At 73.7% G+C, this 22,224-nt stretch carries 19 protein-coding genes; 9 read left to right on the forward strand and 10 right to left on the reverse strand.

The window, feature by feature from the left end:
* Positions 1-159: 159 nt before the first annotated feature.
* From ACI79S_RS10145 to ACI79S_RS10165, 5 genes are all read right to left on the reverse strand, one after another.
* On the reverse strand, positions 160-810 hold the full coding sequence (locus tag ACI79S_RS10145; protein WP_456593305.1) for a hypothetical protein: 651 nt from the start codon (positions 808-810) through the stop codon (positions 160-162).
* Positions 807-1,322 (reverse strand): SigE family RNA polymerase sigma factor, encoded by a 516-nt coding sequence (locus ACI79S_RS10150; RefSeq protein ID WP_456593306.1) that lies wholly within the window; start codon positions 1,320-1,322, stop codon positions 807-809. Before ACI79S_RS10150 ends, ACI79S_RS10145 begins: the two co-directional genes overlap by 4 nt.
* Positions 1,323-1,508: 186 nt before the next feature.
* On the reverse strand, positions 1,509-2,858 hold the full coding sequence (locus tag ACI79S_RS10155) for a cytochrome P450 (RefSeq protein ID WP_456593307.1): 1,350 nt from the start codon (positions 2,856-2,858) through the stop codon (positions 1,509-1,511).
* A 91-nt stretch (positions 2,859-2,949) separates the two neighbouring features.
* Positions 2,950-3,114 carry a hypothetical protein gene (locus ACI79S_RS10160; protein WP_456589971.1) on the reverse strand — a complete coding sequence of 55 codons (165 nt, stop codon included), beginning with the start codon at positions 3,112-3,114 and terminating at the stop codon, positions 2,950-2,952.
* A gap of 75 nt (positions 3,115-3,189) precedes the next feature.
* A complete protein-coding gene (locus tag ACI79S_RS10165; protein ID WP_456593308.1) occupies positions 3,190-3,579 on the reverse strand; it encodes an ATP-binding protein in 390 nt (129 codons plus the stop codon).
* 211 nt (positions 3,580-3,790) lie between these two features.
* On the opposite strand from ACI79S_RS10165, the gene ACI79S_RS10170 reads away from it, so the two are divergent.
* Complete coding sequence (locus ACI79S_RS10170; RefSeq protein WP_456593309.1) at positions 3,791-4,159, forward strand: hypothetical protein; 369 nt, start codon at positions 3,791-3,793, stop codon at positions 4,157-4,159.
* A 10-nt stretch (positions 4,160-4,169) separates the two neighbouring features.
* On the opposite strand, the gene hrpA is transcribed toward ACI79S_RS10170, so the two are convergent.
* The gene (gene hrpA / locus ACI79S_RS10175; protein WP_456593310.1) at positions 4,170-8,141 is read right to left on the reverse strand and encodes an ATP-dependent RNA helicase HrpA; all 3,972 of its coding nucleotides are present in this window, start codon (positions 8,139-8,141) and stop codon (positions 4,170-4,172) included.
* A 199-nt stretch (positions 8,142-8,340) separates the two neighbouring features.
* On the opposite strand from hrpA, the gene ACI79S_RS10180 reads away from it, so the two are divergent.
* A complete protein-coding gene (locus tag ACI79S_RS10180; RefSeq protein ID WP_456593311.1) occupies positions 8,341-8,886 on the forward strand; it encodes a MarR family winged helix-turn-helix transcriptional regulator in 546 nt (181 codons plus the stop codon).
* Complete coding sequence (locus ACI79S_RS10185) at positions 8,883-10,655, forward strand: MDR family MFS transporter (RefSeq protein ID WP_456593312.1); 1,773 nt, start codon at positions 8,883-8,885, stop codon at positions 10,653-10,655. Before ACI79S_RS10180 ends, ACI79S_RS10185 begins: the two co-directional genes overlap by 4 nt.
* Positions 10,656-10,716: 61 nt before the next feature.
* Here ACI79S_RS10185 and ACI79S_RS10190 read toward each other — a convergent pair whose 3' ends face one another.
* On the reverse strand, positions 10,717-11,886 hold the full coding sequence (locus ACI79S_RS10190) for a zinc-dependent alcohol dehydrogenase (RefSeq protein ID WP_456593313.1): 1,170 nt from the start codon (positions 11,884-11,886) through the stop codon (positions 10,717-10,719).
* A complete protein-coding gene (locus tag ACI79S_RS10195) occupies positions 11,883-12,329 on the reverse strand; it encodes a hypothetical protein (RefSeq protein WP_456593314.1) in 447 nt (148 codons plus the stop codon). Before ACI79S_RS10195 ends, ACI79S_RS10190 begins: the two co-directional genes overlap by 4 nt.
* Positions 12,330-12,446: 117 nt before the next feature.
* Between ACI79S_RS10195 and ACI79S_RS10200 the strand changes: the two genes are divergently transcribed.
* Positions 12,447-14,240, forward strand: coding sequence for an acyl-CoA dehydrogenase (locus ACI79S_RS10200; RefSeq protein ID WP_456593315.1), 1,794 nt, complete (start codon positions 12,447-12,449; stop codon positions 14,238-14,240).
* A 69-nt stretch (positions 14,241-14,309) separates the two neighbouring features.
* On the opposite strand, the gene ACI79S_RS10205 is transcribed toward ACI79S_RS10200, so the two are convergent.
* The gene (locus ACI79S_RS10205) at positions 14,310-14,480 is read right to left on the reverse strand and encodes a hypothetical protein (RefSeq protein ID WP_456593316.1); all 171 of its coding nucleotides are present in this window, start codon (positions 14,478-14,480) and stop codon (positions 14,310-14,312) included.
* A gap of 192 nt (positions 14,481-14,672) precedes the next feature.
* On the opposite strand from ACI79S_RS10205, the gene ACI79S_RS10210 reads away from it, so the two are divergent.
* Together ACI79S_RS10210 and ACI79S_RS10215 are read left to right on the forward strand one after the other, a co-directional pair.
* Positions 14,673-16,181 (forward strand): MFS transporter, encoded by a 1,509-nt coding sequence (locus tag ACI79S_RS10210; RefSeq protein ID WP_456593317.1) that lies wholly within the window; start codon positions 14,673-14,675, stop codon positions 16,179-16,181.
* Between the two features lie 118 nt (positions 16,182-16,299).
* On the forward strand, positions 16,300-17,340 hold the full coding sequence (locus tag ACI79S_RS10215) for a YihY/virulence factor BrkB family protein (RefSeq protein WP_456593318.1): 1,041 nt from the start codon (positions 16,300-16,302) through the stop codon (positions 17,338-17,340).
* 165 nt (positions 17,341-17,505) lie between these two features.
* Here the strand turns inward: ACI79S_RS10215 and ACI79S_RS10220 are convergent, their stop codons facing one another.
* Positions 17,506-18,210, reverse strand: coding sequence for a hemerythrin domain-containing protein (locus ACI79S_RS10220; protein WP_456593319.1), 705 nt, complete (start codon positions 18,208-18,210; stop codon positions 17,506-17,508).
* A gap of 129 nt (positions 18,211-18,339) precedes the next feature.
* Here ACI79S_RS10220 and ACI79S_RS10225 point away from each other — a divergent pair, with 129 nt between their 5' ends.
* The 3 genes from ACI79S_RS10225 to phaZ all read left to right on the forward strand — a co-directional run bounded on the left by ACI79S_RS10225 (position 18,340) and on the right by phaZ (position 22,215).
* Complete coding sequence (locus ACI79S_RS10225) at positions 18,340-19,524, forward strand: acyl-CoA dehydrogenase family protein (RefSeq protein WP_456593320.1); 1,185 nt, start codon at positions 18,340-18,342, stop codon at positions 19,522-19,524.
* A 119-nt stretch (positions 19,525-19,643) separates the two neighbouring features.
* Positions 19,644-21,407 (forward strand): PHA/PHB synthase family protein, encoded by a 1,764-nt coding sequence (locus tag ACI79S_RS10230; protein ID WP_456593321.1) that lies wholly within the window; start codon positions 19,644-19,646, stop codon positions 21,405-21,407.
* Positions 21,391-22,215: a poly(3-hydroxyalkanoate) depolymerase gene (gene phaZ / locus ACI79S_RS10235; RefSeq protein WP_456593322.1), complete on the forward strand. Its 825-nt coding sequence runs from the start codon at positions 21,391-21,393 to the stop codon at positions 22,213-22,215. Before ACI79S_RS10230 ends, phaZ begins: the two co-directional genes overlap by 17 nt.
* The last annotated feature ends 9 nt before the right edge of the window (positions 22,216-22,224 follow it).

Consider the following 22,224-nt stretch of genomic DNA (forward strand, 5'->3'; position numbering starts at 1 on the left):
CCCCCCCCCCCCCCCCCCCCCCCCCCCCCCCCCCCCCCCCCCCCCCCCCCCCCCCCCCCCCCCCCCACCCCGCCCCGCCCCCCCCCCGCCCCCCCCCCCCCCCCCCCCCCCCCCCCCCCCCCCCCCCCCCCCCCCCCCCCCCCCCCCACCACGGATCCCCTAGCTCACGTTGCAGGCGCGCTCCCAGATGGCGTCCGGGATGCCTGAGTCGTCACAGTGGAACTCCCGGTCGAGGTAGGTCCACTGCCCGTCGACGTGGTGGAAGAGGCCGGCCCGTCCGTGGCCGTACTCCTCACCGTCGAAGATCTCGCGGTAGCTGAAGCCGGCCGCTGCCCACGGCCCCGAGCACAGCTCGCCGTCGCCGAGGTGCAGCCGGTACGTCACCTCGCCCGTGTCCGCAGGGAGCGCATCCGCGATCGCGGCCCAGTCGCACACCGGATCGGCATCCGGCGCCGGGGGGACGACGACCTGCTCCGGCGCTGCGGCCGGCTCCGGCGTCTCGGGTGCGGACGGCGTCTCGGGTGCGGACGACGAGGTAGCCGGCGACGGCGGGGCGGGCTCGGGGGTGCCCGACGTGGCGGGCGCGCTCGGCAGGGTGGCCGTCGTACCGCTGGAACTCGTGAGGAACGCCGCGCCGACCGGGATGCCGGCGACGAGGACGGCCACGGCGGCGACGGCGCCCAGCACTCCGGCGCGCTGACGCCGCAGGTGCTGCCGCCGGGAGGCCAGCTGGTCGAGCAGGTCCGCGGGCGGCTCGCCGACCAGGTCGGCGTCGCGGTGGAGGGCGGCGCGCAGGTCCAGGTCGTTCATCGTGCTCCCTCCGGGGTGAGGATGCTGGTGGTGGGCTGGGCGAGCAGGACGCGCAGTCGGGCGAGTCCGCGGCTGGTCTGGCTCTTGACCGAGCCCACCGAGCAGCCCAGGGCCTCGGCCGTCTCGGCCTCGGACAGGCCCTCGTAGCAGCGCAGGACCACGACCGCGCGCATCCGCGGGGACAGCTCCTCGAGCGCCTGCAGCGCCCGGCCTGCTCCGCTCGGGTTCGACGCGCTGGGCCCGGGCTCGGGGAACTGGTCGATGAGCACCTCGTGCACCCTGCGCCGGCGCCGCCAGCTGGTGTGCGTGGTCACGAGAACCCGCCGCACGTAGGCGTAGGCCGCCTCACGGTCGGCCAGCCGGCCCCAGTGTCGCGACGTCTTCAGCAGCGCCGTCTGCAGCAGGTCCTCGGCCTCACCCCGGTCGGACGTCAGCAGGAACGCCACCCGCAGCAGCGCCGGTGACCAGTGCGTGACGAAGTGGGCGAACTCCTCGTCGAACTCCTTGCCCACAGGGGCTCCCCTCTCCGGCTGCCCCCAGCGGGCGCGCGGTCCACCCATAGACACGCCGTCGACGGCCGTGAAGGTTGAGTGGCAGGGCCGAATTCTCGGAGTTCCCCCGTCCGGGGCAGCGGAGGACGCGCGGACGCGGAGGCTCACCGACACCACCGCCGGCGCCGGGATGCTCGTCCCCGGCAGCTAGCGCAGGGTCACCGGGAGGACCTCGAAACCGCGCAGCGTCCGCAGGTCGCGGCGTCGCGGGCGGCCGGCCACCCGCAGCCGCGGGAAGCGCTCGTCGAGGGCCTGCAACCCGATGGCGCCCTCCAGCCGCGCCAGCCCCGCACCCAGGCAGTAGTGGATGCCACCGGAGAAGGCCAGGTGCTCGCGCGCGTTGGCCCGGGTGACGTCGAAGCGCGCCGGATCGGGGAAGACGTCCGGGTCGCGGTTGGCGGCCCCGAGCAGGAGCGTCACCCGGGTGCCGGCGGCCACCCGCCGCCCGGCGAGCTCGACGTCCGCACGCGCCGTCCGGCCGGTCAGCTGCACGGGGCTGTCCAGCCGGAGCACCTCCTCGACGGCGTCGTCCCAGCCCGCGGCGCCGCCGCGGAGGAGCTCCCGCTCGCCGGGGTGCGCGTCGAGGAGCACGACGGCGTTGCCCAGCAGGTTCATCGTGGTCTCGAAGCCGGCGCCGAGCAGGAGCAGCACCGTGGCGTGCAGCTCCCGGTCGGTGAGCGCCTCCTCCGCCGGCAGGGTGACCAGCCGGCTGACCAGGTCGTCGGCCGGGTCGCGGCGCAGCCGCGCGAAGTGCTCCCCGAGGAATCGGTGCATGGCCCGCAGCGCCTTCTCGGCGGCGAGGTACCGGCGCAGCGGCAGGCCGGGGTCCAGGGTCGCGGCGGCCGCTGCACCCCACCGCAGGAAGTCCTCCCGGCGCTCGAGGGGCACGCCCAGCAGGTCCGCGATCACCAGCACCGGCAGCTGCGCGGCGTAGGCCCCGACGAGGTCGACCGTGCCGTCGCGGTGCGCCAGGTCGTCCAGGAGGCGTTCGGCGGTGCGCCGGATGGCCGGCTCGAACGCCGTCGTCGCCCGCGGCGTGAAGGCCCGGCTCACCAGCCGGCGGAACCGGGTGTGGTCGGGCGGGTCGACCACCAGCATGGACGGCGGCTCGGCGACGCCGGCCGCCATGGGATCGTCGCCGAACTCCAGCGCCCAGCGGATCACCCCGGGGGCGGCCGACCGGTCCCAGCCGACGCCGAACCGCTCGCTGCGCAGGACCTCCTGGGCGACGGGGTGCGACGACGTCACCAGACCCAGGCTGCTGCCCGAGAGCGGGCCGCGGGCGCGCAGCTGCTCGTAGAGGTCGTAGGGGTGCTCGCGCAGCGCCGGATCGCGCATCAGCCGGCCGACCAGGTCGCCGCGGCGGGCGCTGCGGGACAGGTAGGCCGCCGGCAGGCCGTGCCGGACGGCCCAGCGCACCGCGGTGCGCACGGGACGGGTCAGCGGCCCGGGCGCCGCGCCCGAGGGTGCCGACCGCGTCTCCGTCGTGGCGCTCATCACCGCAGTCTGTCAGCGCGGACCCGACGGCGGAACGCGGCACCGCCCCCGTCCCGGGAGCGGGACGGGGGCGGTGCGGGACGTCGGGAGGTCAGGCCTCGTCGGTCGGCGCGGGTGCCGCGCCCGGGTCGCCGTCCCAGTCCTTGCCCGCGACGTCGGCGTTCTCCGATGCGCTGTCGGTCTGGCCGGCGACGGTCTCGATCATCTCCTCGTCGGAGACTCCCTCACCGGCGGCGTGGGTGTTCGGCTCGCTCATCGCGCAGTCCCTTCCTTCGGCTGGCTTCCCCTTCGCCGGTCCCCGCTCGGCGAGGGCGGCAAACCAGCGAGTGGCTCACAGCCCGGGCGGACGCAGCTCGAACCACACCCGCTTGCCGTCGGGGTGGTCCTCGCACCCCCACCGGTCGGCGAGGACCTCCACCATCAGCATGCCCCGGCCCCGGGGACGGTCCCGGGAGAGCTGCTGGACCGCCGGACGGACCGGGGAGCAGTCGACGACGGCGAGCCGGAGCCAGTCCTCGGAGAAGGTCGCCTCCACCGTGAGGCACGTGCTGCCGCCCACGTGGTCCACCACGTTGGCCACCAGCTCGGTCACCAGGAGTGCCGCGTCGTCGTGGTCCTGGCGGGCGCCCCACGACCGCAGCAGCTCGCGTACCAGGCGGCGCGCCGCCGGGACGCTGGCGGCGACCGGCGGGAGGTCGAGGCTGGCGCTGAGCGTGGACATGGTGCTTCCGTTCTGCCGGCGGGCGGGGGTCGGCGGGGGCGCCCGGTGTCGGACTCATCGGCAGTCCGGACCCGGAACTCAACTGTGTTGTGCGCAACTGTCCACCCCGGAGGGTCGGGGCGCAACCCCCCTTGCGTACGATTCCGGTTGTGTGCAACCTGTATCCGGCTGGGGTTCACCCGTCCCGTCGACCACGTCCGCGAGGTGCAGCATGAGCAGCCCGGGCTCAGCACCGGACGAGCCCGCCACGCAGGCGCTCGAAGGCCTGATCGCATGCATCGACGCCTCGATCACGGAGCTGCAACGAGCTCGAGCCCGGGCCGACCAGCTACTGGTGGAGCGCCGCGCCGGCCGGCCGTGGCTGGAGCTGGTGACGGAGGAGTCCCGCCCACTGGTGGTCGAGAGCGTCTCCACCGTGCTGGCCTCCCTGGCGACGGCCGGCCACACCTGGCGGTGCGAGGAGGCGGCGGCGCTGCAGCGCGAGAAGGTGAGCATCAACGGGATCGCCGCGCTGTTCGGCGTCACCCGCCAGCGCATCTCGGCGCTGCTGAAGGAGAGCGGCGCCGGCAAGGCGGGGTGAGCCCGGCGGGTTACCCCAGGACCGCGTCGATCGCCTTGTAGATGCGCTGCTCGGAGACCGGGCGCGGTGTGCCGACGTTCTGGGCGAAGAGCCCCACCCGCAGCTCCTCGATCATCCAGCGCACCCGGACGACCGGGTCGTCCGGCGCCCCGGTCGAAGGCACCTGCCGCCGCAGCTGCTCGTACTCGGCCGTCACCGCGGCCACCTGCTGCATCCCCAGCTCGTCGCGCGCCGCGTTCGCCGGCAGCTTCTCGAGCCGGTGCGCCATCGCCGCGAGATACCGGACGACGTCGGGCAGGCGCCGGCGTCCGGTCGCGGCCACGAACCCGCGGTGCAGCAGCCCGGTCATCTGGCGCCGGAGGTCGGCGACCGCCGCGTCGGGCACCCGGCGGCCCGGCGCCGCACCGATCGCCACCGCCACCTCGCGCGCCCGGGTCAGCACGGCCTCGACCCGGCCGACGACGTCGACCGCGAGCGGCTGCAGCTGCGCCTTGGCCGTCGTCACCAGCGCCGCGAACGCCTCCGGTTCCCGCGGGGGCCCACCCGCCGCGGCGATCAGCTCGTCGGCGGCCGCGTCGACGCAGTCGGCCACGAGGTCGGGGATCTCGCCGTCCGGGTTGAACTGCAGGGCCAGCCGGGTGGCCGGCCCCAGACCCTTCACCACCTGCTTGACCGGCGAGCCGGCGACCACGACCAGCAGCCGGCGGGCGCCGCGCCAGGTCAGCCGGCTCGCCTCCGCCTCGGTCGGCACCACGCGGACGCCGACCGTCGCCCCCTCGTCCACCAGCGCGGGGTAGGCGGTGACCACGTGGTCGCCGCGGCGCACCTCCACGGTGCGGGGCAGCTCGCCGAACTGCCAGGACGTGCAGCCGGTCCGCTCGAGGTCCGACGCCGCCCGCGCCAGGCTGGCCCGCGCCTGGGGCGCCACCTGGGCCTTGAGCGCCGCGAGGTCCTTGCCGGTCGCCAGCGGCCGGTGCTGGTCGTCGAGCACGCGGAAGGTGGCGCGCAGGTGGTCGGGCACCTGGTCCGGCTGCCAGGCGTCCGGCGGGATCACCACACCGGCCGCCCGTCGCAGCTCCCGCTCCAGGGCCGGCAGCAGGGGCTCGCCGGGGTCGATCCGGGGCAGGACGGCGCGGACCCGGTCGGGGATCGGGACCAGCGCCCGGCGCTGCTGCTTGGGCAGCGTGCGCAGCAGCGCCGTCACCAGCTCCTCGCGCACGCCCGGCACGGTGAAGGCCAGCGACTCCCCCGACGTGCGCTGGGCCACCGAGTCCAGCACGCCCAGCGGCACGTCGACGGTCACGCCGTCCTCGGCGCTGCCGGGGGCGAACGCGTAGGAGAGCGGCAGCGTGAGCCCCTGCGACAACTCCACGGCGTCGGGGTAGTCCTCCACCCGCACCTGGCCGGCGGCCGCGGCGTTGGTGAGCATCTCCGCCGTGAACGTGAGCAGGTCCGGCCGCTCGTGGCGGGCCCGTTTCCACCACCTGTCGAAGTGCCGGGTGGAGACGACATCGGCCGGGATGCGCGCGTCGTAGAGCTCGAACACCGTCTCGTCGTCGACACCGATGTCCCGGCGGCGGGCGCGTTCCTCCAGCGCGGAGACCTGCTCCATCGCCCGCTGGTTCTCGGCCCAGAAGCGGTGGTGCGTCGTCCACTGCCCCTCGACGAGCGCGTGCCGGATGAACAGCTCCCGGGACACCACCGGGTCGATGGAGCCGTACTGGACGCGCCGGCCCACGACCAGCGGCAGCCCGTAGAGGGTCACCCGCTCGGTGGCGACGACCGAGCCCCGCTTGGCGTCCCACCGCGGCTCGGAGTACTGACGCTTCACCAGGTGGTCGGCGAGCTTCTCGACGGTCTCGGGGTCGATGCGGGCCACCGTGCGGGCGAACAGCCGGCTGGTCTCGACCAGCTCCGCGGCGACGACCCAGCGCGGTGGCTTCTTGGCCAGCGGGGTGCCGGGCGCGATCACGAACTTCGTGTTGCGGGTGCCGAGGTACTCCCGGCCCGGGCGGCCAGGCTTGCCGTCGCGGCCCTTGACCGGCTCGACCTGCATGCCCACGTGGGACAGCAGCCCCGCCAGCAGGGCGGCGTGGATGCCGCGCTCGTCGGGCTCGCTCGCCGGCTCGCCGACCGCCATGCCCAGGCGCCGCGCGGTGCCGCGCAGCTGGCCGTGCAGGTCCTGCCACTCGCGGATGCGGAGGTAGTGCAGGAACTCCCGCTTCACGGTGCGGCGGAACTGGTTCCCGGACAGCGCGTCCTGCTGCTCGCCGAGGTAGCGCCACAGGTTGAGCAGGGCCAGGAAGTCGGAGTTCTCGTCGGCGAACCGGGCGTGCATCTGGTCGGCGGCCTGCTGGTGATCAGCGGGCCGCTCGCGCGGGTCCTGGATCGTCAGGCCGGCCGCGATGACCAGCACCTCGTCGAGGACTCCGCGCCGGTCGCCCTCCACCACCATGCGGGCCATGCGGGGGTCCAGCGGCAGCGCCGCCAGGGCTCGGCCGGTCGCGGTCAGCCTGCCGTGCTCGTCGAGAGCGTGCAGCTCCTCCAGCAGCGCGAGCCCGTCGGCGACGGACCGGCGGTCAGGCGGGTCGATGAACGGGAACTCGGCGACCTCCCCGAGGTCCAGCGCGGCCATCTGGAGCAGCACGGACGCCAGGTTGGTGCGCAAGATCTCGGGATCGGTGAACTCGGGCCGGGCGAGGAAGTCGTCCTCGCTGTAGAGCCGGATCGCGACGCCCGGGCCGAGCCGCCCGCACCGTCCCGAGCGCTGGCGGGCCGACGCCTGGCTGACCGGCTCGATGGGCAGCCGCTGGACCTTCGTGCGATGGCTGTACCGGGAGATGCGCGCGGTCCCCGGGTCGATCACGTAGCGGATACCCGGAACCGTCAGTGACGTCTCGGCGACGTTGGTCGACAGCACGACCCGCCGGCCGGTGTGCGGCTGGAACACCCGGTGCTGCTCGGCGGCCGACAACCGCGAGTAGAGCGGGACGATCTCGGTGTTCGGGAGGGCGCGGTCGGCCAGGGCGTCGGCGGTGTCGCGGATCTCCCGCTCCCCGGCCAGGAAGACCAGGATGTCGCCGGGCCCCTCGGCGACCAGCTCGTCGACGGCGTCGAGGATCGCGCTGACCTGGTCGCGGTCGGGGTCGGCTCCGTCTTCCCCACCCGCCCGGTCGGGGTCCACGACCGGGCGGTAGCGCACCTCCACCGGGTAGGTCCGGCCGCTGACCTCCACCACCGGCGCGTCACCGAAGTGCTTGGCCACCCGCTCGACGTCGATCGTCGCGGAGGTGATGACGACCTTCAGGTCGGGGCGCTTCGGCAGCAGCTGGGCGAGGTAGCCCAGCAGGAAGTCGATGTTGAGGCTCCGCTCGTGCGCCTCGTCGATGATGATCGTGTCGTACTGGCGCAGCAGCCGGTCGTGCGCGATCTCGGCCAGCAGCACGCCGTCGGTCATCAGCTTCACCAGCGTCGAGTCCGACACCTGGTCGGCGAAGCGCATCTTGAACCCGACGACCTCGCCCAGGGGCGTGCCGAGCTCCTCGGCGATCCGCTCGGCCACGCTGCGCGCCGCGATCCGCCGGGGCTGGGTGTGCCCGATGCGGCCCCGCACACCGCGGCCGAGCTCGAGGGCGATCTTGGGCAGCTGGGTGGTCTTGCCCGACCCGGTCTCGCCGGCGACGACGACGACCTGGGCGTCGCGCAGCGCGGCGGCGATGTCCTGGCGTCGTGCGCTGACCGGCAGCTCCTCCGGGTAGCCGATCGCGGGCACGGCGGCCCGGCGCCGAGCGATCCGCTCCTCGGCCGCCGCCACCTCGGCGGCGATGCGCTCCCGCTGCCGCTCGCGCGCGCCCGCGTCCTTCGTCCGGCGCAGCCCGTCCAGCCGGCGGCGCAGCCGATGCTCGTCGGCCAGGGTCAGGTCACCGAGTCGTTCCCGGAGCTCGTCGCGCGGCGCCCGCTGCTCGTGCTGCACATGACTCACGAGGGCGCTCGCGTTCCTCTCGGGCGGGGTGGGTACCGGGGCGCCGTCCCCGGGACGGGCGGCCGCCGTCCAGGATCCCACTGCGGCGCTCCCGGCGGGGCGGTGGCGGGTCACGCGACCGACCGTGCCGCCTGCAACTCGTTGCATGTGCCGCGCAACGGGTTGTATCGTGCATCTAATTCCCCGTCCCTGGAGGCCCATGTCTTCCCTCGCGCGCCCCGGGGCGACCGACCCCGCGGGCGGCCGTCCGCAGGTCGAGCTGCTCTCCGAGCAGATGCCGCGGTTCATGCGGCTGGCCCAGGCCCTGAAGAACCAGGCCCTGAAGAACCAGGTCCCCGCCCCGGAGAACCGCGACCGCGCCGCACTGGTCCTGCTCTTCCCACTCGTGCGCCAAGGTCCGCTGCGCCAGGGGGCCCTGGCCGAGCTGGTGCACGCCGACCCCTCCACCATCAGCCGGCACGTCGCGGCGCTCGTGGAGCAGGGGCTGGTGCGCCGGGTCGCCGACGAGAGCGACGGCCGGGCCAGCCGACTCGTCGTCACCGACGCCGGACGCGCCGCCCTGGATGCGCTGCACAGCGAGCGCACGGCCCACCTGGCGCGGGTGACCGCGCACTGGGACGAGGCCGACCTCGCCACCCTGACCACCCTGTTCGGCCGCCTGCTCGACGACATCGCAGCCGACCTGCCCGGAGCCGCCGAGAGCGCCGCCGCCCCGAGCACCCATCCAGCTGGAGAGAACCGATGAGCCAGACCACCCGGTCCGCCGCGGCAGCCCGCCGCAGCGCCCGTGCGGCCGCCGCCGCCCCGGATGCCGGCGGCACCTTCAGCCACCGCCAGATCGTCACCATCCTGGTCGGCCTCATGGTCGCGATGTTCCTGGCGGCCCTGGACCAGACCGTGGTGGCCACGGCGATCCGCACGATCGCCGACGACCTGCAGGGCTACGACCTGCAGGCCTGGGCGACGACCGCCTTCCTCATCACCTCGACGATCGCCACGCCGCTGTACGGCAAGCTCTCCGACATCTACGGCCGGCGGCCGTTCTACCTGTTCGCGATCACGATCTTCGTGGCCGGCTCGGCGCTGTGCGGCATCGCCGACACGATGTACCAGCTCGCCGCCTACCGGGCGGTCCAGGGCATCGGCGCCGGTGGCCTGATGTCACTGGCGCTGGCGATCATCGGCGACATCGTCCCGCCCCGGCAGCGGTCGCGGTACCAGGGCTACTTCATGGCCGTCTTCGGCACCTCCAGCGTGCTCGGCCCGGTCATCGGCGGCTTCTTCGCCGGCCACGACTCGATCCTCGGCGTCGACGGCTGGCGCTGGATCTTCTGGATCAACGTGCCGCTCGGCGTGCTGGCCTTCGCCGCCGTGTCGCGGGTGCTGCACCTCCCGCACGAGCGTCGCGAGCACCGGATCGACTGGCCCGGCGCCCTGGCGCTGGTCACCTTCCTGGTCCCGCTGCTGGTCGTGGCCGAGCAGGGCCGCACCTGGGGCTGGGGCTCCTCGGCGGCGGCCACCTGCTACGTGATCGGCGCCGTCGGCTTCGTGGTGTTCGTCCTGGCCGAGCGCGCCTACGGGGACGACGCGCTGCTGCCGCTGCGGCTGTTCCGCAACCGGAGCTTCGCCGTCAGCGGCATCGGCAGCGTGGTCATGGGCGCCGGGATGTTCGGCGGCCTGCTGCTGCTGCCGCAGTACCTGCAGATCGTGCAGGGGTCCAGCGCCACGGTGGCGGGGCTGCAGATGATCCCGCTCGTGGGCGGCATCATGGTCGGCGCGATGGGCTCGGGCATCGCCATCTCCAAGACCGGCAGGTACAAGGTCTTCCCGCTCGTCGGCATCGCGCTCATGGTGATCGCGCTGCTGTCGATGTCCTTCCTCGTCGAGGCCGACACCTCCATCTGGTCCCTGGTGCCGTTCATGGTGCTGCTGGGCCTGGGGCTCGGCTTCAACTTCCAGCCGGTGATCCTCGCCGTCCAGAACGCCGTCTCCCCCCGGGAGATGGGCGTGGCCACCTCCTCGGTCACGTTCTTCCGCCAGATGGGCGGCACCATCGGGACGGCGGCCTTCCTGTCGATCCTGTTCACCCGGCTGCCGCGGGACATCGACGCCGCCGTCCAGGACACCGTGCGGGCCAACCCGGAGCTGGCTCCCCGGTTCCAGCAGCTGGATGCCGGCGGCGGGGCAGCGCTGGACGACACCTCCTTCATCCAGGAGCTGCCGGCGGCGCTGGCCGAGCCGTTCAAGGTCGGCTTCGCGAACTCCATCGACCTGGTGTTCCTCATCGCCGCCTGCGTGGTGGCGGTCGGGTTCTTCGTGTTCCTGTTCCTGCCGCAACTCGCGCTGAGCACCAAGTCGGGCATCCAGGCCCGCCAGGGCGAGGCGGCCGGGACGGCGACCAGCGATCCCGGCGACCCCGCGGAGGAGGCCACCGAGGCCGTCGGCGCGGCCGCACCGACATCGGTCCCCCCGCCGGTGGGGCAGCCGGGCGACCGGCCCGACACCCCGCGCTGACGCACCTCGACCCACCGGTGCACGGCTCCTGGTCGCGGTGGTCGCCCGGAGGACGACGGTGTCAGGGCTGGAAGACCGCGCGCACGCAGCCGTCGTCCTTGTCCTTGAACAGCTGGTAGCCCCGGGGCGCCTCGGTGAGCGGCATGACGTGCGTGGCCAGGTGCTCGGTGACCAGCTCGCCGGCCTCCATGCGGCGCAGCAGCTCCGGGATGTACCGCTGGGCGTGCACCTGGGCGCCGCGGATCGTCAGCCCCTTGTTCATGGCCGCACCCAGCGGGAACTTGTCCACCATCGCGGCGAACACGCCCAGGGTGAAGACCGAGCCGCCCTTGCGGCAGGCCATGACCGCCTCGCGGACGGCGGTCGGCCGGTCGGTCTGCAGCCGCAGCTGCTGCTTGACCTGGTCGTAGATCCCGGGCGCACCAGGGGCGTGCGCCTCCATGCCGACGGCCTCGATGCACACGTCCGGGCCCCGGCCACCGGTGCGCTCGCGCAGCTCCGCGACGACGTCCGTGGTCGTGTAGTCCACGGCCTCGGCCCCGACGTGCTCGCGCACCTGCGCCAGCCGCTCGGGCACCCGGTCGACCACCACGACCTGCTCGGCGCCGAGCAGCATCGCCGCGCGGGCGGCCATCTGGCCCACTCCCCCGGCACCCCAGACCGCGACGACGTCGCCGGGCTGCGTGCCGGCCAGGTCGGCGCCCATCCAGCCCGTCGAGGCGGCGTCGGAGGCGAACAGCGCCCGGGTGTCCGAGATCGCCTCCGGGACGACGAACGTGCCGACGTCGGCGTAGGGCACGCGCATGTACTCGGCGTGGCTGCCGGCGAAGCCGCCCATCGCGTGGGAGTAGCCGAAGCAGCCGCCGGGGCTCTGGCCCCACAGCCCCTCGGTGATGCCCGGGTTCGGGTTGCCGTTGTCGCAGAGGGAGTAGAGCTCCTGCCGGCAGTACCAGCAGCTGCCACAGGCGGCGAACGGCGCGACGACGACGCGGTCGCCGACCTTCCGGTGCTTCACGGCCTTGCCGACCTCGACGACGTCGCCGATGAACTCGTGGCCCAGCACGTCGCCGGCCCGCATGAACGGGATGTACCCGCCGAGCAGGTGCAGGTCGGAGCCGCAGGTGACGCTCTGCCGGATCCTGAGGATGACGTCGTGGTCGTTGAGGAGCTGCGGCTCGGGGACGTCCTCGACCGCGATCTCGTTCACGCCCGTCCAGGTCGCCGCCTTCACAGCACGCCCTCCTTGCCGGCACGCGCGGTCATGCCCTCCAGCGCCGCCCCCTGCGGGGTGGGTTTCCGGACGCCGTGCGGCTGCGGGTCCACGCGCAGCACCTCACCGGCCTCCAGCAGCTGCTTGGCCTCCCGCAGCGCAGCCCTCAGCTCGCCGATCTCCGCCTCCGACGGGGTGCCGCGGAAGCGCGCGGAGAGCTCCGTGCCCCGATCTCCCGGCGCGGGCCCGGTGCGCACCTCGATGCGGTCCCCGAGCCGGTCCAGCGGCGGGGGCAGCGCACCGACCTCCTCGGCGGTGCGGAGCACGGTGACCGCCCGCCACCTGCGGGCGGCGGTGGCCGGGTCGTCGGTGACCGACGCCTGGCCGACGCCGGGCAGGCGGACGTGCTGCAGGGAGCTCAGCAGCGCACCCCCCGCGCGGCTGACGATGGCGGGTAGCTCCACGGCGTGCTCCTCGGGTCGGCTGCGGGCGCTCCCGCCCTACCCGCGCCGCGCCGCCGGGCAACCGGCCTAGTGTGAACTGGTTCGCACCCGTCGCCGTCCCCGCGCCTGGAGATCCCCGTGCCGTCGTCGCTGATCCTGTCCCGCCGTGACCTGGACTTCCTGCTGAACGAGTGGCTCGACGTCGAGTCGCTCACCAAGCGAGCCCGGTTCACCGAGCACTCGCGCGAGACCTTCGACGCGGTGCTGGACCTCGCCGAGCAGATCGCCACCGACCACTTCGCCCCGCACAACCGCACGGCCGACGAGAACGAGCCACGGTTCGTCGACGGCAAGGTCGAGCTGATCCCGGAGGTCGCCGAGGCGCTGCAGGTCTTCGCCGAGGCGGGGCTGATGGCCGGCGAGTTCGACGAGGAGTTCGGCGGCATGCAGCTGCCGCACGTGGTGGGGCAGGCCGTCTTCGCGTGGTTCAAGGCGGCCAACGTCGGCACGTCGGCCTACCCGTTCCTCACCATGGGCAACGCGCGCCTGCTGCTGGCCCACGGCAGCCGGGAGCAGATCGACACCTACGTGGCCCCGGAGATCGAGGGCCGCTGGTTCGGCACCATGGCGCTGTCCGAGCCGCAGGCGGGCTCCTCGCTGGCCGACATCACCACCCGGGCGATCCCGCAGGACGACGGCACCTACCGGCTCACCGGCAACAAGATGTGGATCTCCGGCGGCGACCACGAGCTGACCGAGAACATCGTCCACCTCGTGCTGGCCAAGATCCCCGGCGGCCCGCCCGGGGTGAAGGGCATCTCGCTGTTCATCGTGCCGAAGTTCCTGGTGAACGAGGACGGCTCGCTGGGCGAGCGCAACGACGTCGTCCTCGCCGGGCTCAACCACAAGATGGGCTACCGGGGGACGACGAACACGCTGCTCAACTTCGGCGAGGGCGTGCACACGCCGGGCGGGCAGGCCGGCGCCGTCGGCTACCTGGTGGGTGAGCCGCACAAGGGCCTCACCTACATGTTCCACATGATGAACGAGGCCCGGATCGGCGTCGGGATGGGCGCGACCGTGCTCGGCTACACCGGCTACCTGCACGCGCTGGAGTACGCACGCAGCCGCACGCAGGGGCGGCCGGCGGGCGCGAAGGACCCGGCCTCGCCCATGGTGCCGATCATCGAGCACCCCGACGTCCGCCGGATGTTGCTGGCCGCGAAGTCCTACGCCGAGGGCGGCCTGGCCCTGGGCCTGTACTGCGCGCGCCTGGTCGACGAGGAGCAGACCGCGGAGACCCAGGAGGAGCGGGAGCGGGCGCACCTGCTCCTCGACATGCTCACCCCGATCGCCAAGGCGTGGCCCTCGCAGTGGGGGCTGGCCGCCAACGACCTGGCCATCCAGGTGCACGGTGGTTACGGCTACACCCGCGACTACCCGGTGGAGCAGTTCTACCGGGACAACCGGCTCAACCCGATCCACGAGGGCACCCAGGGCATCCAGTCCCTCGACCTGCTCGGCCGCAAGGTCGTCATGCAGGGCGGGGCGGGGCTGGCCCTGCTGGGCGAGACGATCGCCGCGACGACGGCCCGCGCCGCCGGGACGCAGTGGGCCGGCTTCGCCGCCGATCTCGACGCCGCGGTCGCGCGGATGGGATCGGTGACCGCCACGCTCTGGGGCACGGGCGACCCCGACCTGGCCCTGGCCAACTCCCACGTCTACCTGGAGGCCGCCGGCCACGTCGTGGTGGCGTGGCTGTGGCTGGAGCAGGTGCTGGCCGCCGAGTCGGGCAGCACCGACTTCCACGAGGGCAAGCGCGCCGCGGCCCGCTACTTCTGGCGCTGGGAGCTGCCCCGGACGCGCGCCTGGTTCGACCTGCTGGAGTCGCTGGACCGCACGGTGCTGGACGCCCGCGACGCCTGGTTCTGAGGAACGACGACGGCGCCCCGCCGCTCCGGACGGAGTGGCGGGGCGCCGTCGTTGCTGCGCGGTGCGGGGTCAGGCTCGCGCGGCCCCCACGGGCTCGGAGCCGGAGCGCCGGGTGTTCGCGGCACCGCGGGCCGCTCGCTGCTCCTGCTCGTACCGGGCGGTGGACTGGGTGCCCATGGCGATGACCAGGGCCGTCAGGACGAAGAACCCCAGCAGGGTCACGGCCGGCCACAACATCATCAGATCGCTCTCCTCGCAGAACTCGCGGATGCCACCACCGGGTCAGGGGCGGCGGCACGTCGTCGGGGCTCACTGTCCCCCGTTCGACGCCGTCTCAATCGTCCGTTCCAGGAGTTCACCTGAGGGGGTGTGATCCGATGCACAACCGTGACGCGCGCCGAGCGGGGAACCGCGCCGTGGTTGCATCGCAGGGTGTCCGAACCCACAGCAGCTCCGGCGTCCGGCACCGGTTCCGGCACCCGTCCGGTGGCGCTGGTCGTGGCCCTCTCCCTGGGCGTCACCACGCTCTCGCTGCTGCAGAGCCTGGTCGTGCCGGCGCTGGGGCGGATCGAGGAGCAGCTCGGGGTCTCACCCGGAGCCGCCGGCTGGGTGCTGACCGCCAACCTGCTCGCCGCCGCCGTCCTGACCCCGGTGCTCGGCCGGCTCGGCGACCTGAAGGGCGAGCGCCCCGTCATCCTAGGCATCCTGGTCGTGGTCGTGCTGGGCACCCTGCTGATCGTCCTGACGGAGTCGCTGCCGCCCCTGCTGGCCGGCCGGGTGCTGCAGGGGGCGTCCTACGGGCTGTTCCCCTTGTCGATCAGCGTCCTGCGACGGGAGCTCCCCGAGGCCCGGCTGAGCGTGGCGATGTCGGTGGTCAGCAGCACGCTCGCGGTGGGCGGCGTCGTCGGCCTGGTCGCCACCGGGCTGATCACCGGTGACGACGGCGACTACCGGAACGCCTTCTGGCTGGGGCTGGGCATCGCCCTGGTCGCCCTGCTCCTCGCCGCCTGGCTGCTCCCGCGCCGCCGGGTCTCGGTCCGCGGCCGGGTCGACTGGTGGGGCGCCCTGTTGCTGGGTCTCGGACTGGTGCTCCTGCTGCTGCCCCTCTCCCAGGGGCACGCCTGGGGCTGGGGCTCACCGGGCACGCTGGGCTGCCTCGCCGGCTCGGGCGTCGTCCTGACCGCATGGGTGGCGCTGCAGCGGCGGACCGCCGAACCGCTCGTGCGCCCGGCCATGCTCGCCGACCGGCGCACCCTCGTCCCGAACGTGGCCGGTCTCATGAGCGGGATCGCGCTGTTCGCCTCCTTCCTCGCCGTGCTGCAGTACGTGCAGGCCGACCCGGAGGTCACCGGGTACGGCTTCGACGCGAGCGTGCTGGAGGCCGCGGTGGTCTACCTGCTGCCCGGCGGGATGGTCGGCATCCTGCTCGCGCCCTTCGCGGGCCGGGTCGTCGGCCGCCTGGGTGGGCTGCCCACGCTGACCGCGGGCGCCTCGTGCGGGGTGGCCGGCTTCGCGCTCCTCGCCGGGGCGCGCGGCGAGCCGTGGCTGGTGATCGTCGCCGGCCTGCTCACCCAGGTCTCGGTCACCGTGGCCTACGCGGCACTGCCCGCGCTCGTCGTCGACGCGGTCCGGGAGGACGAGACCGGGGTGGCGAACGCGGTGAACTCGATCGCCCGCTCGGTCGGGCAGGCGCTGGGCAGCACGCTCGCCGTCACGCTGATCGCGGGCAGCATCGACGCCGCCACCGGGATGCCGCGGGCCATCGCCTTCACGCTGGTCGCGCTCATCGGGGTGGGCGCCTCGGTCGTGGTCGTGCTCGTCGCGCTGCTCGGGATGCTCGCCGACCGGCGCGGTGGGCGGCGAGGCCGCGATCCGCTGGCGGAGGTGGAGCAGGCCACCGCCGGTGCGGGCGAGTGGTCACCGGTGTCCGGGGTGCGCTGATCCCCCGTGGCCGCGACGGGAGCGGTGTGGCCGGACCGTTACCGGCGCGTCCGGCATGGAACGGGTTCGTCCGGGGCATCGACAGGCGCGACCGCCCGCGTCCCAGGAGGACTTCTTCATGGCCCGACCCACCGGCTCGTCCAGCCGCACCAAGGCTGAGACGCGCTTCACCGACAACCGCGCCGGCGGCGATCCCGCGCCGCAGGACGACAACATCAGCGGCACGCGGGCCGATTACGCGCCCACCGGCGCCGACCCCAAGCCCACGACGGGCGGCACGTTCAAGCGCGCGGCCAAGGAGTTCAGCGAGGACAACCTCACCGACTGGGCCGCCGCGCTGACCTACTACGGGGTCCTGGCGCTCTTCCCCGCGCTGGCCGCCCTGGCGGCCGTCGTGGGTCTGTTCACCACCCCGCAGCAGCTCACCGACGCGCTGACGCAGGTCGTCCCGCAGTCCGCGGCCGAGACCATCCGGCCGGCCATCGAGGACATCGCCGGCAACACCGCGCCCCTGGGCTTCGCTCTCGTGCTCGGTCTCCTCGGTTCGCTGTGGACGGCCTCCGGTTACGTCGGCGCCTTCACCCGCGCGGCGAACGTCGTCTACGAGACGCGGGAAGGCCGCAAGGTCTGGAAGCTCAAGCCGCTGCAGATCCTGATCACCCTGGTCGGCGTCCTCTTCGCCGCGGTGCTCGTCGCCATGCTCGTGCTCAGCGGCCCGGTGGTCGACGCGGTCGGCCAGGCGATCGGCCTGGGCGACACCGTCCTGACCGTCTGGAGCTGGGCCAAGTGGCCGGTCATGCTGGTCATCCTGGCGCTGATGATCGCGGTGCTCTACTACTCGACGCCGAACGCCAAGCTGCGCGGCTTCAAGTTCATCAGCCCCGGGGCCGGCATCGCCATCCTGGTGGCGGTCGTCGCGTCGGCCGCGTTCGCCTTCTACGTGGCGAACTTCGGCAGCTACAACGCCACCTACGGCGCGCTCGCCGGCGTGGTGATCTTCCTGATCTGGTTCTGGCTGATCAACGTCTCGCTGCTGTTCGGCATCGAGCTCGACGCCGAGATGGAGCGCACCAAGGAGCTGAAGGAGGGCGTGCCGCGGGCGGAGAAGGAGATCCAGCTCGACGCCCGGGACGAGCCCGACGACAAGCAGACCACGTAAGCGCAGCACGCACGGACGACGGCGCCCCCTCCCGGTCCGGGAGAGGGCGCCGTCGGCGTTCCCGGGGGCGCTCGTCCTCGCCGTACCGCAGCCGAATCGCGGTGGACGGCGAGGACGGCAGCCGTACCGCGAGGCCGGGGCGCGGGCGCGACCGCGGCGCGCGGCTCAGCGGCTGGTCGGCGGCCCGTCGCCGCGCCGGGCCAGGGGCACGCGCTCCACCACGCCGGCGACGGCGGCCAGGCCCTGGCTCACCGCCCGCCCGACGGGGGCGAACCGGTCCGGCACACGGCGCACCCCGGCGTCGACGACGTCGCGGGTGCGGTCGATGAGCGACAGCGGCAGCCCGGACAGCGCGTTCCCCGGTGGGCGCCGGGAGACGGTGGGGTGCGGGCGGGTGGGCGAGATCCGCCGCATCACCGCCCAGCGCCGGCCCAGGGCGTGCAGCTCCTCGACGCTGAGCGCCTCCTGCAGCCGCGGGAACATCACGTCCTCCTCGTCGCGCACGTCCTCGCGGAGCACCTCCACCAGCCGCCGCAGCCGCGCCGGGCGCTCGGGGTGGTCCAGGCCGTCGCGCTCCAGCGCGCTGACCAGCTCGTTGACCTCCTGGTGCTCCTCCTCCACCTGCCGCGTGAGGGCGTCGCCGTCGGGCAGCACCCGGCGGATCACCGGCCAGAGGACGGTCTCCTCGGCGAAGGCGTGGCTGAACACGAGCCGGTCGATGCGGGTGAGCACCTCCTCCTGGGCGGCGCCGGTGGTGCCGTCGAGCTCGTGCAGCAGCCGGTCGAGCTCCGCGTGGTCGCGGCGCTGGCGGACGAGCACGCTGCCCGGCCCGCCCAGCTCCTCGACGGTCTGGTCGGCGATGGAACGCATCAGGGGACTCCTCCGGTCGGTCGGTCGCCCGGTGTCCTGCCCCCGGCGGGCCCGCGGCACGCCTGGTTGCCACCACGACCCCCGGGTAGGTGGGGACGACCGTTCCCGATCCAGGAGGCCCGAGCCCCGATGAGCAGCGACCCGTCGACGATCACCTCCGACTTCTACGACCTCGAGGCGCTGCTCGACGACGACGACCGGGCGCTGCTGCACCGGGTGCGGACCTTCATGGACGAGCAGGTCACGCCGGTCATCAACGAGTACTGGACCCGCGCGGAGTTCCCCCGCCAGCTGATCCCGGCGATGGCCGAGCTCGGCATCGCCGGCACCTCCATCCAGGGCTACGGCTGCCCGGGGCGCTCCTCGCTCGTCGACGGGATGGTCGCCATGGAGCTGTCGAAGGGCGACCCCTCGATCTCCACCTTCATGGGTGTGCACGGGGGGCTGGCGATGGGCTCGATCTACCTCTGCGGCTCGGAGGAGCAGAAGGAGCGCTGGCTGCCGGCGATGGCCCGCATGGAGCTCATCGGCGCCTTCGGGCTGACCGAGCCCGACCACGGCTCCGACGTCGCCCGCGGGCTGCGCACGACCGCGCGCCGGGACGGCGACTCCTGGGTCCTCGACGGCGAGAAGAAGTGGATCGGCAACGCCAGCTTCGCCGACCTGGTCATCATCTGGGCGCGCGACGTCGACACCGACCGCGTGCTGGGCTTCGTCGTCGAGCAGGGGACGCCGGGCTTCACCGCCGTCGACCTCCAGGACAAGATCGCGCTCCGCGCCGTGCAGAACGCGCACATCACCCTGGACGGCGTCCGGGTGCCCGAGGCGAACCGGTTGCAGGAGGCGCACAGCTTCCGCGAGACCGCCGACGTGCTGCGGATGACCCGCGCCGGCGTCGCCTGGTCGGCCGTGGGCTGCTCCCGCGGGGCCTACGAGCACGCCCTGCGCTACGCCCTGGGGCGGGAGCAGTTCGGCCAGCCGATCGTGGAGTTCCAGCTCGTGCAGGACCTGCTGGTGCGGATGCTGGGCAACATCACCGCCTCGGGGGCGATGTGCGCCCGGCTGTCGCAGCTGCAGATGGCGGGCACCATGACCGACGAGCACGCGTCGCTGGCCAAGGCGTTCTGCACCATGCGCATGCGGGAGACCGTCGGCTGGGCCCGCGAGCTCATGGGCGGGAACGGGATCCTGCTGGAGAACCACGTCGGCCGGTACGTCGCCGACGCCGAGGCGATCTACTCCTACGAGGGCACCCGCGAGGTGAACACGCTGATCGTCGGTCGCGGCGTCACGGGGTCCAGCGCGATCGTCTGACGGGCGGCGCACGGCCTGCCGGGCACCGGGCGCTGTGGTTGAGTGGTCGGGGTCACACACTGTGCCCCCGGGGACGGCGACGCCGGCGTCCCCGGGGGAAGCGCGCGAAGGGAATCGCCATGGCCCAGCCCGCGACCGAACCGAACCGGACGGCCTCGACGCCGACCGCCGGTCGCCCCGAGAGCGACCCCGCCGCCGGAACCCCCGAGCAGGCCGCCGAGGCCGCGACGGGCCTGGACATGGTCCTGGTCGATGCCGCTCGCGGACCGCTGCGCCGGCTGGTCCCGCCGGCCGGCACCGCGTTGCGCTTCGGCTCGGCGCTGGCCCGCAAGCCCGACGTGGTGGCCCGCCGCGGCGGAGAACTGGCCCGTGAGCTCGGCAAGGTCGTGCTCGGCCGCTCGGAGCTCGCGCCCGGGAAGAAGGACAAGCGGTTCGCCGACCCTGCGTGGAGCGGCAACCCGCTGCTCCGGCGGGCCATGCAGGTCCACCTGGCGACGGCGCGGGTGGCCTGGGAGCTGATCGAGGACGCCGACCTCGACTGGCAGGACGACGAACGGATCCGGTTCACCGCGACGAACCTGGTCGACGCGCTGGCCCCCAGCAACGTGCCGGTGCTCAACCCGCTGGCCCTCAAGGCGGTCATCGACACCGGCGGCAAGAACGCCGTCGAGGGCGTGCGGCGGATGGTCAAGGACCTGGCGAACCCGCCTCGGGTGCCGTCGATGGTCGAGCCCGACGCCTTCACCGTCGGGGAGGACCTCGCGGTCACGCCGGGGGCCGTGGTGTTCCGCACCGAGGTCTTCGAGCTGATCCAGTACCGGCCGACGACGGAGCGCGTGCGCGCGGTGCCGCTGGTGATCGTCCCGCCGACGATCAACAAGTACTACATCACCGACCTGGCGCCGGGCCGCAGCATCGTGGAGCACTACCTGGCCGGTGGCCAGCAGGTGTTCATGATCGTGTGGCGCAACCCCGACGAGCGGCACGCCGACTGGGGCCTGGACACCTACGGCCAGGCGGTGCTGGACGCGATGGACGCCGTCGAGCGGATCACCGGCCAGGAGCAGGCGAGCGTCCAGGCCTTCTGCTCCGGCGGGATCATCACCGCGATGGCGCTGGCGCACCTGGCCGCCACCGGCCGGCAGGACCGCATCCGCTCGGCCAGCTACGCCGTCACCGTCCTCGACTGGGAACGCGCCGGCACCATGTCCGCGCTCATGGACCCGGAGGCCGTGCAGGCCGCCATCGAGCGCTCGCGACGGAAGGGCTACCTCGACGGCGCCCAGCTGGCCGAGGTGTTCGCCTGGCTGCGCCCCAACGACCTGATCTGGAACTACTGGGTGAACAACTACCTGCAGGGCAAGCCGCCGCCGAACTTCGACATCCTCTTCTGGAACGCCGACACCACCCGGATGAGCGCGGCCCTGCACCGCGACTTCATCGAGGTGGCGCTGGGCAACGCCCTGACCGAGCCGGGCCGGGCGAGCATGCTCGGCTCGCCGGTCGACCTGTCGGCGGTCACCGTCGACTCCTACGTCACGGCGGGCATCGCCGATCACCTCTGCCCGTGGCAGGCCTGCTACCGGACCACCCAGCTCGTCGGCGGGGAGAGCCGGTTCGTGCTCTCCACCAGCGGCCACATCGCCTCGCTGGTGAACCCGCCGGGCAACCCGAAGTCGACCTTCCAGGTGGCGGGCGCGACGCCGCCGGACCCGCAGGAGTGGCTGCGGCAGGCCGAGACGGTGCAGGGCTCCTGGTGGCCGGACTACGTGGCGTGGCTCGGCGAGCGTTCGGGCGAGGAGGTGCCCGCACCGGCCGAGCTGGGCGGGAACGGCCTCGAGGTGCTGGCCCAGGCCCCGGGCACCTATGTCTTCGACGAGTAGCCGGGAGGTCGTCCGCAGCCTGACCGTCGGGGGCCGGACCCTGCGGACGGCGGTGCGGCCCGGTACGGACGACGACGTGCCGCCGCTGCTGCTGATGAACGGCATCGGCGCCAGCCTGGAGGTGCTGCAGCCCTTCGTCGACGCGCTCGACCCCCGGCGCACCGTCATCCGCTTCGACGTGCCGGGCGTGGGCGGCTCACCGCCGCCCGTCGTCCCCTACCTGCTCTCCACGCTGAGCCCCGTGGTCGCCGGGCTGCTGGACCGGCTGGGCCACCACCGGCCGGTGGACGTCCTCGGGCTGTCCTGGGGCGGGGGGCTGGCCCAGCACTTCGCGGTGCAGCACCGGCGGCGCTGCCGGCGGCTGGTGCTGGCCGCGACGGCGACCGGCTCCCTCATGGTGCCGGCCAGCCCCGTCGTGCTGGCCCGCATGCTGACCCCGCGGCGGCACCGCGACCCGGAGTACGCCCGCGAGATCGCCGGCCTCATCTACGGCGGGACCATGCGCACCGAGCCCGAGCGGGCCGCAGCGGCTCTGCACACGCACACCCGGGTCGGCCCGAAGCGCGGCTACTACTACCAGCTCGCCTCGAGCACCGGCTGGAGCAGCCTGCCGTTCCTGCGGCTGATCCGGCAGCCGACGCTCGTGGTCGCAGGGGACGACGACCCGATCATCCCGGTGGTGAACGCGCGGGTGATGGCCCGGCTGATCCCCCGGGCGCAGCTGCACGTGTACCGCGGCGGGCACATCGCGCTGGTCACCGAGGCCGACGAGCTGGCCCCGGTGATCGAGTCGTTCCTCGACGGCTGACCGGCCGGC

Source organism: Blastococcus sp. SYSU DS1024, from assembly GCF_054050795.1.